Origin of the sequence: Rhizobium metallidurans (assembly GCF_014196505.1) — a bacterium.
Lineage (GTDB): Bacteria > Pseudomonadota > Alphaproteobacteria > Rhizobiales > Rhizobiaceae > Rhizobium > Rhizobium metallidurans.
Genome location: NZ_JACIDW010000002.1, coordinates 16620 through 31080, shown reverse-complemented (window position 1 = coordinate 31080; position 14461 = coordinate 16620). Strand labels below are relative to the sequence as shown.

Below are 14461 nucleotides of genomic sequence, written 5' to 3'. Positions count from 1 at the left end.
CCGTCTGTTTTCTTGTTGCCGTCAGTCTTTGAAAAGGATCGTCATTTTTCCAGGCGGGCGAGCAGCGAGGACGTATCCCAGCGATTGCCGCCCATGGCCTGGACGTCGCCGTAGAACTGATCGACGAGAGCGGTGAGGGGCAGCTTGGCGCCGTTGTGGCGGGCCTCGTCGAGCACGATGCCGAGATCCTTGCGCATCCAGTCGATGGCGAAGCCGAAGTCGTACTTGCCTTCGTTCATCGTCTTGTGGCGGTTTTCCATCTGCCAGGAGCCGGCCGCACCCTTGGAGATGACGTCGACGACCTTCTCGATATCGAGGCCGGCGCGTTTGCCAAAATGGATGCCCTCGGCGAGGCCCTGGACGATGCCGGCGATGCAGATCTGGTTGATCATCTTGGTGAGCTGGCCGGCGCCCGGCGCGCCCATCAGCCCGACCATGCGGGCGAAGGCGTCGATGACTGGCTTTGCCCTTTCATAGACGGCGTCCTCGGCGCCGCACATGACCGTCAACACGCCATTTTCGGCACCTGCCTGGCCGCCCGATACGGGGGCGTCGATAAAGCCGATACCCTTTTCCCTGGCCGCGGCATGGAGTTCGCGGGCAACGTCGGCACTGGCGGTGGTATTGTCGATCAGGATCGCGCCAGATTTCATCGTCTGCAGAACGCCGTCCTTGCCCGATGTCACCGATCGGAGATCATCGTCATTGCCGACGCAGGTGAAGACGAAATCGGCATCGCGTGCCGCTTCGGCCGGTGTCGGGGCCGACTTGCCGCCGAACTTCTCGACCCAGGCGGCCGACTTGGCGGCGGTACGGTTATAGACAGTGACATCATGGCCGCCTTTCACCTTCAGATGACCTGCCATGGGAAAACCCATGACGCCGAGACCGATGAATGCGACTTTTGCCATTTGCCTATCCTTTCATGAATGCTGGCTTGAGGAGTAGCCCAAATAGGGCGAGGCGGAAAGCCGCCGAAATGGTGCGCGTCGTGCGTCTTGGAACAAAATTCCGCTCAAAGGCCGAAATCGGGTCAGGATAATTTCGAGTGGGCCGAAAATCACAAACATAATTGTCGATATAATTTATAGAATTCAACAAACTTTCCTCATCGTAAACACGGCGGCTTCGGAGATCGGGCCGGAACACGCCGATCGAAAAGGGGAAAGCCATGATTTCACGTCGACAGACACTGGGACTTCTGGGCGCCGCAGCAGCGACCGCCGTGCTGCCGGCCATCCGGCCGGCGCGCGCCGCCGCCACGGAGTTTCGCATCGGCTGGCAGAAGAACGGCGTGCTGGCGCTCGCCAAGCGCCGAGGCGCGCTGGAGACGCGGCTTGCCGACAAGGGCATTACGGTAAGCTGGTCCGAATTCACCTCGGGGCCGCCGCTGCTCGAGGCGCTGGGGGCCGGCGCGCTCGATTTCGGCGCGACGGGCGATGTGCCGCCACTGTTTGCACAGGCGGCGGGCGGTCAGCTCTATTATGTCGGCACCTATCGCGGCAGCCCCGCCGGCTCGGCGATCGTCGTGCCTGAGGATTCCGACATCAAGACGGTCGAGGACCTGAAGGGCAAGAAGGTTGCGTTCAAGCGCGGATCGAGCGCGCACAACGTCACCGTCAAGCTGCTGCGCAAGGCCGGCCTCAAGATCGACGATGTCGAGCCGATCGATCTGTCGCCGGCGGATGCCGCCGCCGCCTTCAAGAATGGCAGCATCGACGCCTGGTCGATCTGGGACCCCTATCTCGCGATCGTGGAGGCCGATCCGAAGACGCGCATCCTGTCGACCGCCGAAGGGGTCGTGCCGTCCTACAGCTACTTCCTCGCCAATTCCGGTTTCACGGATGCGAACGGCCAGGTCGTGAGCGATGTCATCGACGAACTCGCGAAGGTTGGCCGGTCGGCGCAGGGCAAGCTCGATGACACGATCAAGGAGCTTTCGGAAATCACCGGCGTTCCCGTCGACATCACCCGCGTCACGCTGACGCGCGCGGGCGCGGATCTCGGCGGCGTTTCGACGATCAGCGACGAGGCGGCCGCCTACCAGCAGGCGCTGGCCGACGAGTTCTACAATCTCGGCATCGTGCCGAAGCAGCTCACAGTCGGTAGCGCCATCTGGCATCCGGCCAGCTGAGCGCGTCTCCCATACAAGGATCACTCTCATGAGCATCAAGCACGATCCCATCAATTTTCTCTGGTTCATTCCGACATCGGGCGACGGCGCCTATCTCGGTTCCAACGATCTGAACCGCGCGCCGGATTTCGATTATCTCACGCAGATCGCCCAGGCGGCCGATCGTCTCGGCTATTCCGGCGTGCTCCTGCCCACCGGTGTCTCCTGCGAGGAATCCTTCGTGACGGCGGCGGCCCTTGCGACGAAGACGGAGAAGCTGCAATTCCTGGTTGCCATCCGTCCCGGCACGGCATCGCCCGCCTATTACGCGCGGCTGACCACGACGCTCGACCGCATCTCGAACGGGCGCTTGCTGCTCAACATCGTCGTCGGCGGCAGTCCCGGCGAGCTTGCTGGCGACGGCATCACGCTGGCGCATGACGAGCGCTACGCCCATGCCGACGAGTTCTTCACGGTGTTCGAGGAGCTGCTGGAGAAGGGCGTCGCCAGCTATGACGGCAAGTACATCAAGGCCACCAATGCGCGCCTCGGTTTCCCCTCCGTGCAGAATCCGCGTCCGCCGCTCTATTTCGGCGGCTCCTCGGATGCCGGTATCGATTTCTCTGTCGGCCGGGTCGACAAGTATCTGACCTGGGGCGAGCCGCCGGCACAGGTGGCGGAGAAGGTCCAGAAGGTGCGCGCGGCCGCCGCACATAAAGGCCGTGAGGTCAGCTTCGGCATACGCCTGCATTTCATCGTTCGCGAAACCGACGAGGAGGCTTGGGCCGCGGCCGACCGGCTGATCTCCAAGCTCGACGACGAAACCATCCGGGAGGCGCAGCAGCGCTTCGTCAACGAGTCCGATTCCGTCGGGCAGAAGCGCATGGCGGCCCTGCATGGTGGCCGCCGCGACAAGCTCGAGGTGTCGCCGAACCTCTGGGCCGGCGTCGGGCTGGTACGCGCCGGCGCCGGCACGGCTCTGGTCGGTTCGCCGAAGACGGTGGCCGCGCGGCTGCGCGAATACCAGGATGCCGGCATCGATACGGTGATCGGCTCCGGTTACCCGCATCTCGAGGAAGCCTATCGCGTCGCCGAATTGCTGTTCCCGGAACTCGGCATCACCCGCAAGGAGCAGCGCCACGGGTTCGACAGCGACTTCGGCAAGCGCCAGGTCTTCGGCGGCGGCAGCCATGGCGGCAATCTCAAGGTGGTCTCCGGATCCTGATCGAACATAGGCGCTGTCCGCCGGGCGCGGGCGGCGTTTCAATGGACACATGTCTGCCGCGGGCCTGACCACGGCGACACAGAGGCGAGGAAGAATCCATGTCGACATTCGATACGCCGATCGGCCGGGCGCCGGCGGAGCGGAAAGCTGGCAGGAGCGGAGGCGGAGCGGGTTTTCGCCTGCCGGCGCCGGGGCGCGACAAGTTGCTGCCATATCTGGTGCCGCTCGCCATCATCGTGGCGTGGCAGGCCGGCTGCTCGATGGGCCTGATCTCGTCGCGGATCATGCCATCCCCTGCCGACGTGGCCGCGGCCTTCTGGTCGACGACGCTATCGGGGCAGTTGCCGAACGACATTCTGGTCAGCGCGGGGCGAGCCTTCGCCGGGCTCGTCGTCGGCGGTTCGATCGGATTTCTGCTCGGGATCGCCAATGGCGTCTCGAAGCTTTCCGAGCAGCTGACCGATACGACGCTGCAGATGCTGCGCACCATTCCGCATTTGGCAATGATCCCGCTGGTCATCCTGTGGTTCGGGATCGGCGAGGAATCCAAGCTGTTCCTGACGTCGCTCGGCGTGCTGTTTCCCGTCTATCTCAACACCTATCACGGCGTGCGCAATGTCGATCGCGATCTGATCGAGATGGGCCGGGTCTACGGGATGAGCAGCTGGACGCTGTTTCGCAAGGTGGTCCTTCCCGGCGCGCTTCCGTCGATCTTCGTCGGGCTGCGCTATGCGCTCGGGATCATGTGGCTGACGCTGATCGTCTCGGAATCTATCGCCGCGTCGTCGGGGATCGGTCGCATGGCCAACAATGCCCGCGAATTCATGATGACCGATGTCGTCGTGCTGGCGCTCGTCATCTACGCGCTTCTCGGCAAGCTCGCCGATGTCGTGGCCCGTTCGCTCGAGCGCCGGGCGCTCAGGTGGAACCCGGTCTATCAGAAGTAGGAGACAGGCCATGACCCTCATCGCACATGAGCGCTTCCAGGGCGCAGCGGATGCGCCGGAATATACGATCGACACGGACCGGCGTGCGCGTAGCGGCGCCGCGGCGATCACCCTGAAAGGACTGGAGAAGAGCTTTGGCGCCAACCGGGTGCTGCGGGGGATCAACCTGCACATTCCGGCCGGGCAGTTCGTCGCGGTGATCGGCAAGAGCGGATGCGGCAAGAGCACGCTTTTGCGCATCCTCATGGGGCTCGACGCGCCGACATCAGGCGAGCTTGCCTTCGATACGCCCGGCGGCGGCGAAGCCAATGCGCGTATCGCTTTCCAGGAGCCGAGGCTGCTGCCATGGCTTGATGTCGCCGACAACGTCGCCGTCGGACTTGGCGACAAGCTCGACCGGCGGATCGTGGCGCGGGAGGTCGAGGCCGTGCTCTCGGAAGTGCAGCTGGCGGAAAAGGCCGGTGAGTGGCCGGCGCGGCTTTCAGGCGGACAGCGGCAGCGCGTGGCGCTTGCCCGTGCGCTTGTGAGCCGTCCAGGTGTCTTGGCGCTGGACGAGCCGCTGGGCGCGCTCGATGCATTGACGCGGATCAGCATGCAGGAGCTCTTGGCGCGGGTCTGGCGGGAGCTCGGCTTCACCGCCGTTCTGGTCACCCATGACGTCAGCGAGGCCGTGCATCTGGCGGACCGGGTGATCGTGCTCGACGAGGGCAGGGTGTCGCTTGACCTCGCCATTCCCCAACCGCATCCACGCCGTCACGGCAACCCGGATCTGGCGGAGCTGGAGGGGCGGCTGCTATCGGCCATTCTCGGAACGGATGGTGGTCACTGATTAGTGACGGTTGAGCTTCAGGCCGGGCATCAGCCTTCGGTGTCGGTCGGCCTGAAGCGGGCGGGCAGGTTCTCCTTGTAGGGATAATACTTGAAATATGGCATGGCTTCCTCGAGCACCCGGGCCACCGACGGGCGCTGCATCAGGCGCTGGTGATAGGCTGCAAGCTTCGGCAAGTCGCTGCCGTAAGGCACCAGTGTCTCGGCGTAGAACAGGCCGGGTGCGGCGGCGCAATCGGCCATGGTGAAGTTCTCACCCGTGATCCAGCCGCCAGCCGCCAGCTTGTCCTCGATCACGGCATAGGCGCGCTTCAGCGCCTGACGCGCTTCCTCTGCCCTTGCCTCGCTTCCATCGGCCCTCATGCGCTCGCTGACGATCTGCTGCATCGGCTCCTGAACGTAGAGATCGAAAAAGCGGTCCCATAGCCGCGCATCCAGCGCCGCGTCGAAATCCCCGGGGATCAACCGCGCGCCGCCGGGATGGTAGCGGTCGAGATATTCGATGATGATGGACGTCTCGAAAACGGTCCGGCCACGACCCTTGTCCTCAAGCGCCGGCATCTTGCCGAGCGGCGAGACTGCCAGAAAGGCCGTGCGCGAGGCCTGATCGCCAAGATCGACCAGCACGCGCTCGAAGGGCGTGCCGCCTTCGTAGAGCGCGATCAGCACCTTGTGGCAGAAGGAGGCAAGCGGATGCTGATGCAGGACGAGTGTCATGAGAACGTATCCTTCGCGCCATTCCTGGATGTCGAATGGCGCGATATCAGCATGTCGTCATGTCAGCGGCAAGCGCTTATCCGCCAGCGGGCCTTTAGCGCAGCTTCGCGATCACCAGGTGCCCCGGCGTCGGCTGGCCTTCTTCCATGCGGACGTTGATGTCGGTGATCTCGATCAGCTCGAAGCCGGTGGCGTCGAGGCGTTCGCGGACATAAGCCGCGGAATGGGCGAAGCGCTGGTGCGGGCCGACCATGTAGGCGCGGCCGGCAAGCGTCTCCTCGGGCAGGGTTTCCGAGGAGAAGATGAAGAGGCCGCCCGGTGTCAGGTTCTCGGCGGCGCCGAAGAACAGGGGCTCGAGGCCGCCCAGATAGGGCAGGACGTCGGTGGCGGTGATGATGTCGAAGGGCTCTTCGTCATTGTCGTCGAGGAAGTCCTCGACCTCGGCGACGAACAGCGTTTCGTAAAGATCCTTCTCATGGGCGATCTCGACCATGTTTTCCGAGAGATCGATGCCGGTCATCTCCTCGCAGAGATCGCGCAGCGTGCCGCCGGTGAGACCCGTTCCGCAGCCGAGATCAAGCAGGCGCTTGAAGGGGCCGAGGTTCAGCGCCTGCAGGCGCTGGCGCACCAGCATGGGGACGTGGTAGCCGAGCTGCTCGACGAGGACGTCCTCGAAGACTTCGGCGTGCTGGTTGAAGAGCGTTTCGACATAGGCGTCGGGCGCCTTGGCCGGCGTTTCGCCGCGGCCCATGGCGGCGATGCGCACGGCAGCACCACCGTGATCGTCGGGATCGATCGCCAGCACCTCTTCATAGGCCTTAACAGCGGCATCGACATCGCCGGCCTTTTCCAGCGCCAAAGCGCGGTTATAGGCTTCCGCGAGCGCGTCTTCGTCGATCTTCCTGGCCATCACAATCCACCATCGTTTTCTCGTTGCCCTGCCTCTAAGGCGAGAGGCGCGGTTTTGCAATGGCGAGGTTGACGGCCGCCGATCAGTTGATGATGAACTCGCCCTTCAGCGCGCGCCATTCCGTGGCCGAGATCAGCTTGCGGTGAATGTAGCGCACCGAGTGCAGCGGTCCGTCCAGCGTCTCCTGCCAGAATTTCAGGAAGCCGCGCATTTCGGGAAAGTCGGGAGCAAGATCGTAATCCTGCCAGATGTAGGTCTGCAGGATCGCGTGATGATCCGGCATGCGATAGAGGATCTGGGCCGTCGTCAGGCCGTAACCCTGAAGCTGTCTTTCCATGTCCTTGTGCATTTGATGCCTCGCCTGTTCCCATTCGGCGCTTATTAGCGTCAGATGAAATGAGAGCATGACATGGTTACGCGAAGCTTGCGAAAAAGCTACAGGAAAGCATATATCATTGTTTATTTTCAATAGCTTGGCAGCTCTCTGTCGGGAGTGCTGCCAAGGCTTTAGCGCTTCAGGTGCCGCGTCAGGCGGCGCTCGATCCAGTTCCAGAGGTGCCTCAGGCTTTCGACCATGGCGAGATAGAAGATCGCGGCCCAGAGATAGGTCTGGTAGTCGAAGGTGCGCGAGAAGGCGTAGCGCGTCTCGCCCATGAGATCCAGCACGGTGATGATGGCGACGACGGCCGATCCCTTGATCAGGAGAATGATCTCGTTGCCATAGGGGCGCAGCGCCACGATCAGCGCCTGCGGCAGCACGATCTTGCGGAAGGCGATGATCTTGTGGATGCCGAGCGAGGAGGCCGCTTCGTGCTGGCCGCGCGGGACGCTCTCGATGGCGCCGCGCAGGATCTCGGCCTGATAGGCGGCGGTGTTGATGGTCATGGCGAACAGGCCGCAATACCAGGCGTCACGGAAAAACCACCAGAGCCCCACCGCCTCGAGCTGCGGGCGGAACTGGCCAAGGCCGTAGTAGATCAGGAAGAGCTGGGCGAGGAGAGGCGTGCCGCGGAAGACGTAGACGTAGCAGAAGGCGAGCCCGTTGATGATCTTATTCTTCGACATGCGGGCGAAGGCAAGCGGCACGGACAAGATGGCGCCGCAGGCGACCGATACCGCCACCAGCACGATCGTGGTCATCAGGCCGTGGAGATAGCGTGGGCCATAGCGGGTGAATTTCTCGACGTCCCAACCCTTGATGATCATGCCCACCAGCGCGATCGCGAGAACGATCCACAGGGCGACCACGAGACAGCCCATGACGCGGGCGAAGGTCAGCGGCTTTTCGAGGTGTTTCGGGGCCGGCTGCGGGGGGATCAGGACCTCTGCATGGCTCATCGGCTGATCTCCGAGCGCTTCGCCCACCGTTCGATATAGCGCAGGCCGAACGAGGAAAGGATGGCAAGCCCGAGATAGATGGCGCAGGCCAGTGTGTAGAACAGAAACGCCTCCTTGGTGACCTTCACCGCCACGCCCGTCTGGCGCAGCACGTCGGCGAGGCCGATGATCGAGACGTAGGAGGTGTCCTTGAGCAGGATCATCCAGAGATTGACCAGGCCCGGGAGCGCGATGCGCACCAGCTGCGGCAGGATGATCAGCATCATCGTACGGCCGCGATGCAGGCCGAGCGCGTCGCCGGCTTCGTACTGACCCTTGGGGATGGCGCGGAAGGCGGACAAGAGCACTTCCGAGCAATAGGAGGAGAACACGACCGAGAGAGCGATGACGCCGGAGAAGAAGGCGTTGATCTCGACGCGACCGTCGTAGCCGAACCAGGCGAGCACCGACTGGATCAGGATCTGCATGCCGTAATAGATGATGAACAGCGTCAGCAGTTCAGGCAGGCCGCGAAATATGGTGGTGTAGATGCCGGCGGCGAGCCGCACGGCCTTTTCTTCCGATTGCTGGCCAAGCGCCACGATGAAGCCGATCAACAAGCCGATCGGAAGCGTCACGAGGGCGACCGCGACCGTCACCTTCAGGCCGGCGGCGATCTCATCGCCCCAGCCGGTGTCGCCGCAGGCCAGAATCGTCGATTGGCCGAGCCATGTGAAAATGCCGACTGGTCCGCATAGCGGGTCAAACACAGATCCAATCCAGGTCCAGAGCGAACCCAGTGCGGAGGACAATCCGCCCATGCCAAGTTTCCCCTCGCGGCTTTTGCCGCCTTGATATTGCACTCTTTGTCAAACAAAAATGGCGGAAGGGCAAGCCTCCCGCCATGGCATTCTTTCGCGGACTACAGCTTATTCGGCGCCGTAGACGTCGAAATCGAAATACTTGTCCTGGATCTTCTTGTAGGTGCCGTCGGCACGGATCGCGGCGATCGCCGTGTTCAGCTTTTCGCGGAGCGGATCGCCCTGACGAACGGCGATACCAGCGCCAACGCCGTTGATTTCCTTGTCGACCGGCAGGGTCGTCAGGATCTTGCAGCATGCGCCGGCATCCGACTTAACCCACTGCGACAGAACGACGACGTCATCGATGACGGCATCGACGCGGCCGCTGGAAATGTCGAGCTTGTACTCGTCGGCCGTCGGGTAGAGCTTCAGCTCCGTGTCGGCCAGGTGCTTTTCAGCATAGTTGGCGTGGGTGGTCGAGGTCTGCGCGCCGATCGTCTTGCCCTTGAGGCCAGCAACGTCGGTGACGGTGGAGTCCTTCGGCACGGCAACCGCCGGCGGGGTGTTGTAGTATTTGTTGGTGAAGTCGACGAGCTTCGAACGCTCCGGCGTGATCGACATCGACGAGATGATCATGTCGAACTTCTTGGCGTTGAGGCCGGGGATGATGCCGTCCCAATCGCTGCTGACGATGGTGCAGTCGGCCTTCATCTGGGCGCAGAGCGCGCGGGCGATATCCATGTCGAAGCCGAGGAACTGGCCGCTGGCGTCAACATATTCGAAGGGCGGGTAGGTCGAGTCCGTACCGATGACATACTTCTCGCCATCGGCCATGGCCGAGCCCGCGAAAAGAGACATCGCGGCGATCGAGGCGGCTGCGAGAAAACGGGTGGAGATATGCATGTGAGTCCTCTCTGTTGGTTGCCGCATGCCATCCTTTTGTTTTTTGGGGCATGAAGCAGGACGCTGCTTTGCAACGCCTTGCCGCGATAATCAAACCTTTTTTGCGTGAATTGCAACTGCTTTCACTGGCTTCTTGTGCATCGCAACCATGGCAAAGCTGAACCTTCGCGGACCGTCATATTCATACCGGGTTAATGCGGCAATTCATAAGACCATGGAACGAATCCTGGCGTGCTCGGTTTAGCAAGGCTTGTTTGCGTGCCGAAAAGAGACGTCGTTGCGAACGCGAAGAATAAAACAAGGAACGAGGAACCCTATGGGAATGAAATCCAGATTGTTTGCCAGCGCGGCCTTTCCGCTTCTGTCCCTGTCGCTTGTGCTGCCTCCGGCGCACGTGTTTGCGGCAGCGTCGAGCGTGGAAGAGGTCGGAGCGACAAATCGGGTCGCCGCGGGCAGCTACGATGTCGCGCAGGACGCAACTTCCGAAGAAGAGCTCCTGAAGAAGCGTCAGCAGCAGGAACAGGAACAGCAGCAGGCGCCAGCCGAAGCGCCTCAGGCTGCCGAGCCGCCGGCCGAGGCACCACCCGCACCCAAGCAGGAAGCACCCGCCGAAGCGCCGCCGCCACCGGCCGCGGAGCCGGCGCCGCAGGCCGAAGCGCCGGCGGAAAAGCCGAGAAAGCGTGAGCCCGCCGCCGAACAGCCCGCAGCAGAGCAACCCGCCGCCGAGCAACCCGCCGCCGAGCAGCCCGCCCAGCAGGAAGCGCCGGCCGAGAAGCCGCGCCGCCAGAAGCAACCCGCCGCCGAACAGCAGCAGGAACAGGTAGCGCCGGGCGCCGAGCAGCCGGCCGAACAGCCGCGCCGCAAGAAGCGTGAACAGCAGCAGCAGGACCAAGCCGCTCCACAGGCGGAACAGCCGCAGGCCGAACAGGCGCAGCCTCAGTCGGAGCCCGAGCAAGCAAAGCCGCCGCGCAAGAACGGCAAGCCGGCCGCCGCCGATGGCGGTGAGCAGCCGGAAAAGCCGCGCAAGAAGCCAGCGGCAGAAGCACCGCAGGCCGAACCGGCTCAAAAGCCTGCCGCCGAGACCGCTCCGGCCGGCGAGCAGCCAGCCCCCGACAACGCCGCGAAGCCGCAGGAAACGCCCGCAACCGGCAAGGCGCCGGTTCCAGCCGGGCAGCCTGCCGAGGCGCAGCCACAGGCGAACCCCGGCGAAGCACCCGCCCAGCAGCAGGGCGAGCAGGTCGTTCCGACCCAGCCGGACGGCACTCCCGTCGAGCAGCCAGCCGGCCAGGCCGGTCAGCCGCCAGCAGGTCAGCCACCCGTCGCGCAGACCGAGCAGCCGATCCCGGCACCCGAGAAGGTGACGCCGCAGGAACTCGAGCGTCGCAAGGAAATCGCCGCCGATCCGAGCAAGAGCACGGAGACGGTCGTTCTGCCGGTCCAGAACGGCGCTGCCGTTCTCGACAGCGACAAGGACGCGGATCGCTCCGGTGGCGTGCAGTCTCGCCGCGACCGCGACAGGCAGCGCGGGCAGGAGCAGCAGGTGCGCGTGCCGAAGTCCGACGCCGACGCGCAGATGGCGCCGGGTGGGGCGCAGCCGGCGCCGCTGAAGATCGAGGCGATCACCAGCGAGCAGGGTCGGCGTCTCGATCGGAGGCCGCAATTTGCCCGTCCCGACGGCGCGAACTTCGGCCAGCGTGGCGACGACAACCGCGTCATCATCCAGTTCAACAACCAGACCTACGTTCGTGGCGACGACGACCGCCGGTTCCTGCGCGACGGCGAGCGACCGATCTACGAGCAGTTGCCGCGCGACCGCTATCGCGAGACGATCGATCGCGACGGCTACCAGATCGTGACGGTACGCAACCGCTACGGCGATATCATCCAGCGTTCGCGCCTCGACAATCGCGGTCGTGAGCAGGTGCTCTATTACACGCCCGAGCTCTACGACAATCCGGACCGCGACTACTTCGACGATCCGGGCGCCGAGCTGCCCCCCATGCGCCTGCGCATTCCGCTGCAGGACTACATCATGGATACCAGCAGCGACGAAGGCCGCGACTATTACGACTTCCTGCGCGAGCCGCCGGTCGAGCCAGTCGAGCGCGTCTACTCGCTCAACGAAGTCAAGTATTCGGCCCGTATCCGTGACAAGGTTCGCCGTATCGACCTGGATACCGTGACGTTCGCGACCGGCAGCGCCGAGATCCCAATGAGCCAGGCGCGCAGCCTGCGCAAGGTGGCCGACGCGATCAACGAGGTGCTGAAGAAGGACCCGACCGAGACCTTCCTGGTCGAAGGCCACACCGACGCCGTGGGCTCCGACCAGAGCAACCTGATCCTGTCCGACCAGCGCGCGGAATCGGTGGCCAATGTGATGACCGATGTCTATGGCATCCCGCCGGAAAACCTGGCGACCCAGGGCTATGGCGAGCGTTACCTGAAGGTCAACACGCAGTCGGCCGAGCAGCAAAACCGCCGCGTCACCATTCGCCGCGTGACGGCGCTGGTAAGGCCGGTCGCGTCGAACAACTAAGGACGCCGGCAGGTATCGACAAGCGAAGGGCCGCCGGGCGATCGGCGGCCTTTCCCGTTTCGACCGCTGCTCACGTCAGCGGCGGGAGATCGATGGTTCTCGCGATGAAGTCGGCGATGGCGAGCGTGTCGTCGAGATCGAAGACGGGCAGGGTGGTATCCGTGACCGGATGATCTGTGGCGATGGCGACGATATGGGGATCGGCGGGCGCGAGCGGTTCGCGGTTTGCCGCCTCCAGCCGACGGGCCTCGATCTTCGGGATGGGCTCGCGCTTGTAGCCCTCGATGAGCACGAGATCGCAGGGGGCGATGCGCGAAAGGATCTCTTCGAAACTCGGTTCGGCGGCGCCGCGCAGCTCGTGCATGATGGCGTAGCGCGTGCCCGACACGATCGTCACCTCATGCGCGCCCGCCTGCCGATGCCGGTAGCTGTCGGCGCCCACCTTGTCGATGTCGAAGTCATGATGGGCATGCTTGATCGTCGATATCCGGTAGCCGCGGCGGGTGAATTCCTCGACGAGCCGGACCGCAAGCCCGGTCTTGCCTGAATTCTTCCAGCCGGAAATGCCGAAGATTCCTGGCCGCCCGGTCATGTCAGCACCTTCATCCAGCGCTCCGCCTCGGCGAGATCGTCGGGCGTATTGACGTTGAAGAACGGGTCGAGCAGGCTTGCCCGGGTCGGCCGCAGCGGGAAGGCAACTTCCGCAACGTCATGCCGTAACAGGAAGTCGCGAACGCTGCGTTTCTCGTCGGTTGCGATCCAGCTTTCCAGGTCGTTTGCGAGTGCGACCGGCCAGAGGCCGAAGACGGGATGGCTGCGCCCCTCGGAGGTGGCGATGGCGATCTTCGCGGGCGTGTCGATGGCGGCTGCCAGCCAGTCGACGAGATCGTGCGGGAAGAAGGGGCTGTCTACGGATACGGTCACGACATGGGTGACGCGGGGCAGGCGCGCGCCGTGCGCCATGGCGGCGTGGATGCCGGCCATGGGGCCGGCCTTGCCGGGGATGATATCGGGAATGAACGGCCGGTCGCAGCGATCGGGGACGGTGTCTGCATTGACGGCGACCGAGATGACCTGCTGCGAGAGCTGCTCGATGACGCGATCGAGAAGCGTGCGGCCCGAAAGCGCGACACCTGCCTTGTCGCGCCCCATGCGCGAGGAGCGGCCGCCGGCAAGCACGACGCCTGGGATGTTGGATCGCTCGAGCGTAAAGCCGCTTGCTGTCGGGTTGACCATCAGACCGGTACTCTCGGTTCGGATTCCTGTGCGACCGGCGCGCCGCGCCGCTTGGCCTCACGATAGAAAGTGTAGAGCCCGGAGGCGATAACGATCAAGGCGCCGATCACGGTCCAGCGATCCGGGACTTCGAAGAAGAAGACCCAGCCGAGCAGCGCCGAGAAGATGAGACTGGTGTAGCGCAGCGGCGCGACGAAGGAGATTTCGCCCGTTCGCATCGCGGCGATGATGCACTGGTAGCCCACCAGTACCGTGACCGCGGCAACCGCGATGTGCGAGAACGACGTCGCGCTGACTGGCCGCCAGCCGCCGAGGACGGGTGTCAGCAGAGCGCCGAACACGGTAACCGCCATGGCGGTGATGACCGTTATCATCAGCGAGGGGATTTCGGGATCGATCCTGCGCGTCGCGAGGTCGCGGCCGGCGGTGACGAGCACGCTGGCGATGCAAAGCAGCGCCGCCGAGGTGAAGCCGCCGGCATCGGGGCGGACGATGATCATGACGCCGATCAGGCCGGCCAATATGGCCAGCATGCGCCGCCAGCCAACGGGCTCGCCGAAGAACAGCACCGCGCCAAAGGTGACGACCAGCGGCAGCGACTGCAGGATCGCCGATGCATTGGCAAGCGGCATCATGCCGAGCGCGGTGATGTAGGTCGCGGCGGCGAGGATTTCGCAGATCACGCGGATGGCGACCATGGGCTGGAGCAGGATGCGCCAGCAGCGCAACGCACCCATGTGGCGCGCGATCAGATACACCAGCGCGCTGGTGATGACCCCGCGCATGAACATGATCTGGCCTGCGTTCATTTCCGATATGACCGATTTCGACAGGGCGTCGCCCGCGGAAAAAAAGGCCATCGCGATCGTCATGTAGATCGCACCCTGAGTATTGCTTGACCGCGGCATGAAGCGATTCCGATTCCG

The 14461-nt window shown here is 63.8% G+C and carries 15 protein-coding genes; 5 read left to right on the top strand and 10 right to left on the bottom strand.

Annotated features, from left to right (window positions below; all coding sequences use genetic code 11):
* Positions 1-41 precede the first annotated feature (41 nt).
* Complete coding sequence (locus GGQ67_RS04020; protein ID WP_183898917.1) at positions 42-911, bottom strand: NAD(P)-dependent oxidoreductase; 870 nt, start codon at positions 909-911, stop codon at positions 42-44.
* Between the two features lie 260 nt (positions 912-1171).
* Here GGQ67_RS04020 and GGQ67_RS04015 point away from each other — a divergent pair, with 260 nt between their 5' ends.
* The 4 genes from GGQ67_RS04015 (at position 1172) to GGQ67_RS04000 (ending at position 5114) form a co-directional block, all read left to right on the top strand.
* Positions 1172-2134 carry an aliphatic sulfonate ABC transporter substrate-binding protein gene (locus tag GGQ67_RS04015; RefSeq protein WP_183898916.1) on the top strand — a complete coding sequence of 321 codons (963 nt, stop codon included), beginning with the start codon at positions 1172-1174 and terminating at the stop codon, positions 2132-2134.
* A gap of 28 nt (positions 2135-2162) precedes the next feature.
* The gene (ssuD, locus tag GGQ67_RS04010) at positions 2163-3338 is read left to right on the top strand and encodes an FMNH2-dependent alkanesulfonate monooxygenase (RefSeq protein WP_183898915.1); all 1176 of its coding nucleotides are present in this window, start codon (positions 2163-2165) and stop codon (positions 3336-3338) included.
* Between the two features lie 98 nt (positions 3339-3436).
* Positions 3437-4285 (top strand): ABC transporter permease subunit, encoded by an 849-nt coding sequence (locus GGQ67_RS04005; RefSeq protein WP_183898914.1) that lies wholly within the window; start codon positions 3437-3439, stop codon positions 4283-4285.
* Between the two features lie 10 nt (positions 4286-4295).
* On the top strand, positions 4296-5114 hold the full coding sequence (locus GGQ67_RS04000; protein ID WP_183898913.1) for an ATP-binding cassette domain-containing protein: 819 nt from the start codon (positions 4296-4298) through the stop codon (positions 5112-5114).
* Between the two features lie 29 nt (positions 5115-5143).
* On the opposite strand, the gene GGQ67_RS03995 is transcribed toward GGQ67_RS04000, so the two are convergent.
* The 6 genes from GGQ67_RS03995 to GGQ67_RS03970 all read right to left on the bottom strand — a co-directional run bounded on the left by GGQ67_RS03995 (position 5144) and on the right by GGQ67_RS03970 (position 9763).
* A complete protein-coding gene (locus GGQ67_RS03995; RefSeq protein WP_183898912.1) occupies positions 5144-5830 on the bottom strand; it encodes a glutathione S-transferase family protein in 687 nt (228 codons plus the stop codon).
* Between the two features lie 94 nt (positions 5831-5924).
* Positions 5925-6740, bottom strand: a complete 816-nt coding sequence (locus GGQ67_RS03990) for a class I SAM-dependent methyltransferase (RefSeq protein WP_183898911.1) — start codon at positions 6738-6740, stop codon at positions 5925-5927.
* An 82-nt stretch (positions 6741-6822) separates the two neighbouring features.
* Positions 6823-7089 (bottom strand): usg protein, encoded by a 267-nt coding sequence (locus GGQ67_RS03985; RefSeq protein WP_018900581.1) that lies wholly within the window; start codon positions 7087-7089, stop codon positions 6823-6825.
* Between the two features lie 158 nt (positions 7090-7247).
* On the bottom strand, positions 7248-8078 hold the full coding sequence (locus GGQ67_RS03980; protein ID WP_183898910.1) for an ABC transporter permease: 831 nt from the start codon (positions 8076-8078) through the stop codon (positions 7248-7250).
* The gene (locus tag GGQ67_RS03975; protein ID WP_183898909.1) at positions 8075-8878 is read right to left on the bottom strand and encodes an ABC transporter permease; all 804 of its coding nucleotides are present in this window, start codon (positions 8876-8878) and stop codon (positions 8075-8077) included. Before GGQ67_RS03975 ends, GGQ67_RS03980 begins: the two co-directional genes overlap by 4 nt.
* A 108-nt stretch (positions 8879-8986) precedes the next feature.
* Entirely contained in the window at positions 8987-9763 is a 777-nt protein-coding gene (locus GGQ67_RS03970) for a transporter substrate-binding domain-containing protein (protein ID WP_183898908.1), read from the bottom strand.
* A gap of 316 nt (positions 9764-10079) precedes the next feature.
* Here GGQ67_RS03970 and GGQ67_RS03965 point away from each other — a divergent pair, with 316 nt between their 5' ends.
* Positions 10080-12299, top strand: coding sequence for an OmpA family protein (locus tag GGQ67_RS03965; protein WP_183898907.1), 2220 nt, complete (start codon positions 10080-10082; stop codon positions 12297-12299).
* A 70-nt stretch (positions 12300-12369) separates the two neighbouring features.
* On the opposite strand, the gene mobB is transcribed toward GGQ67_RS03965, so the two are convergent.
* From mobB to GGQ67_RS03950, 3 genes are read right to left on the bottom strand one after another with little or no spacing between them, the layout of a single operon-like run.
* On the bottom strand, positions 12370-12891 hold the full coding sequence (gene mobB, locus GGQ67_RS03960) for a molybdopterin-guanine dinucleotide biosynthesis protein B (protein WP_183898906.1): 522 nt from the start codon (positions 12889-12891) through the stop codon (positions 12370-12372).
* Complete coding sequence (gene mobA / locus GGQ67_RS03955) at positions 12888-13535, bottom strand: molybdenum cofactor guanylyltransferase MobA (protein ID WP_183898905.1); 648 nt, start codon at positions 13533-13535, stop codon at positions 12888-12890. The genes mobB and mobA overlap by 4 nt, the downstream gene beginning before the upstream one ends.
* The gene (locus GGQ67_RS03950) at positions 13535-14443 is read right to left on the bottom strand and encodes a DMT family transporter (protein ID WP_183898904.1); all 909 of its coding nucleotides are present in this window, start codon (positions 14441-14443) and stop codon (positions 13535-13537) included. The genes mobA and GGQ67_RS03950 overlap by 1 nt, the downstream gene beginning before the upstream one ends.
* Between the last annotated feature and the right edge of the window lie 18 nt (positions 14444-14461).

Coding starts and splice junctions, on each gene's coding strand:
- GGQ67_RS04020 (WP_183898917.1), bottom strand. CDS start 911: ATGGCAAAAGTCGCATTCATCGGTCTCGGCGTCATGGGTTTTCCCATG.
- GGQ67_RS04015 (WP_183898916.1), top strand. CDS start 1,172: ATGATTTCACGTCGACAGACACTGGGACTTCTGGGCGCCGCAGCAGCG.
- ssuD (WP_183898915.1), top strand. CDS start 2,163: ATGAGCATCAAGCACGATCCCATCAATTTTCTCTGGTTCATTCCGACA.
- GGQ67_RS04005 (WP_183898914.1), top strand. CDS start 3,437: ATGTCGACATTCGATACGCCGATCGGCCGGGCGCCGGCGGAGCGGAAA.
- GGQ67_RS04000 (WP_183898913.1), top strand. CDS start 4,296: ATGACCCTCATCGCACATGAGCGCTTCCAGGGCGCAGCGGATGCGCCG.
- GGQ67_RS03995 (WP_183898912.1), bottom strand. CDS start 5,830: ATGACACTCGTCCTGCATCAGCATCCGCTTGCCTCCTTCTGCCACAAG.
- GGQ67_RS03990 (WP_183898911.1), bottom strand. CDS start 6,740: ATGGCCAGGAAGATCGACGAAGACGCGCTCGCGGAAGCCTATAACCGC.
- GGQ67_RS03985 (WP_018900581.1), bottom strand. CDS start 7,089: ATGCACAAGGACATGGAAAGACAGCTTCAGGGTTACGGCCTGACGACG.
- GGQ67_RS03980 (WP_183898910.1), bottom strand. CDS start 8,078: ATGAGCCATGCAGAGGTCCTGATCCCCCCGCAGCCGGCCCCGAAACAC.
- GGQ67_RS03975 (WP_183898909.1), bottom strand. CDS start 8,878: ATGGGCGGATTGTCCTCCGCACTGGGTTCGCTCTGGACCTGGATTGGA.
- GGQ67_RS03970 (WP_183898908.1), bottom strand. CDS start 9,763: ATGCATATCTCCACCCGTTTTCTCGCAGCCGCCTCGATCGCCGCGATG.
- GGQ67_RS03965 (WP_183898907.1), top strand. CDS start 10,080: ATGGGAATGAAATCCAGATTGTTTGCCAGCGCGGCCTTTCCGCTTCTG.
- mobB (WP_183898906.1), bottom strand. CDS start 12,891: ATGACCGGGCGGCCAGGAATCTTCGGCATTTCCGGCTGGAAGAATTCA.
- mobA (WP_183898905.1), bottom strand. CDS start 13,535: ATGGTCAACCCGACAGCAAGCGGCTTTACGCTCGAGCGATCCAACATC.
- GGQ67_RS03950 (WP_183898904.1), bottom strand. CDS start 14,443: ATGCCGCGGTCAAGCAATACTCAGGGTGCGATCTACATGACGATCGCG.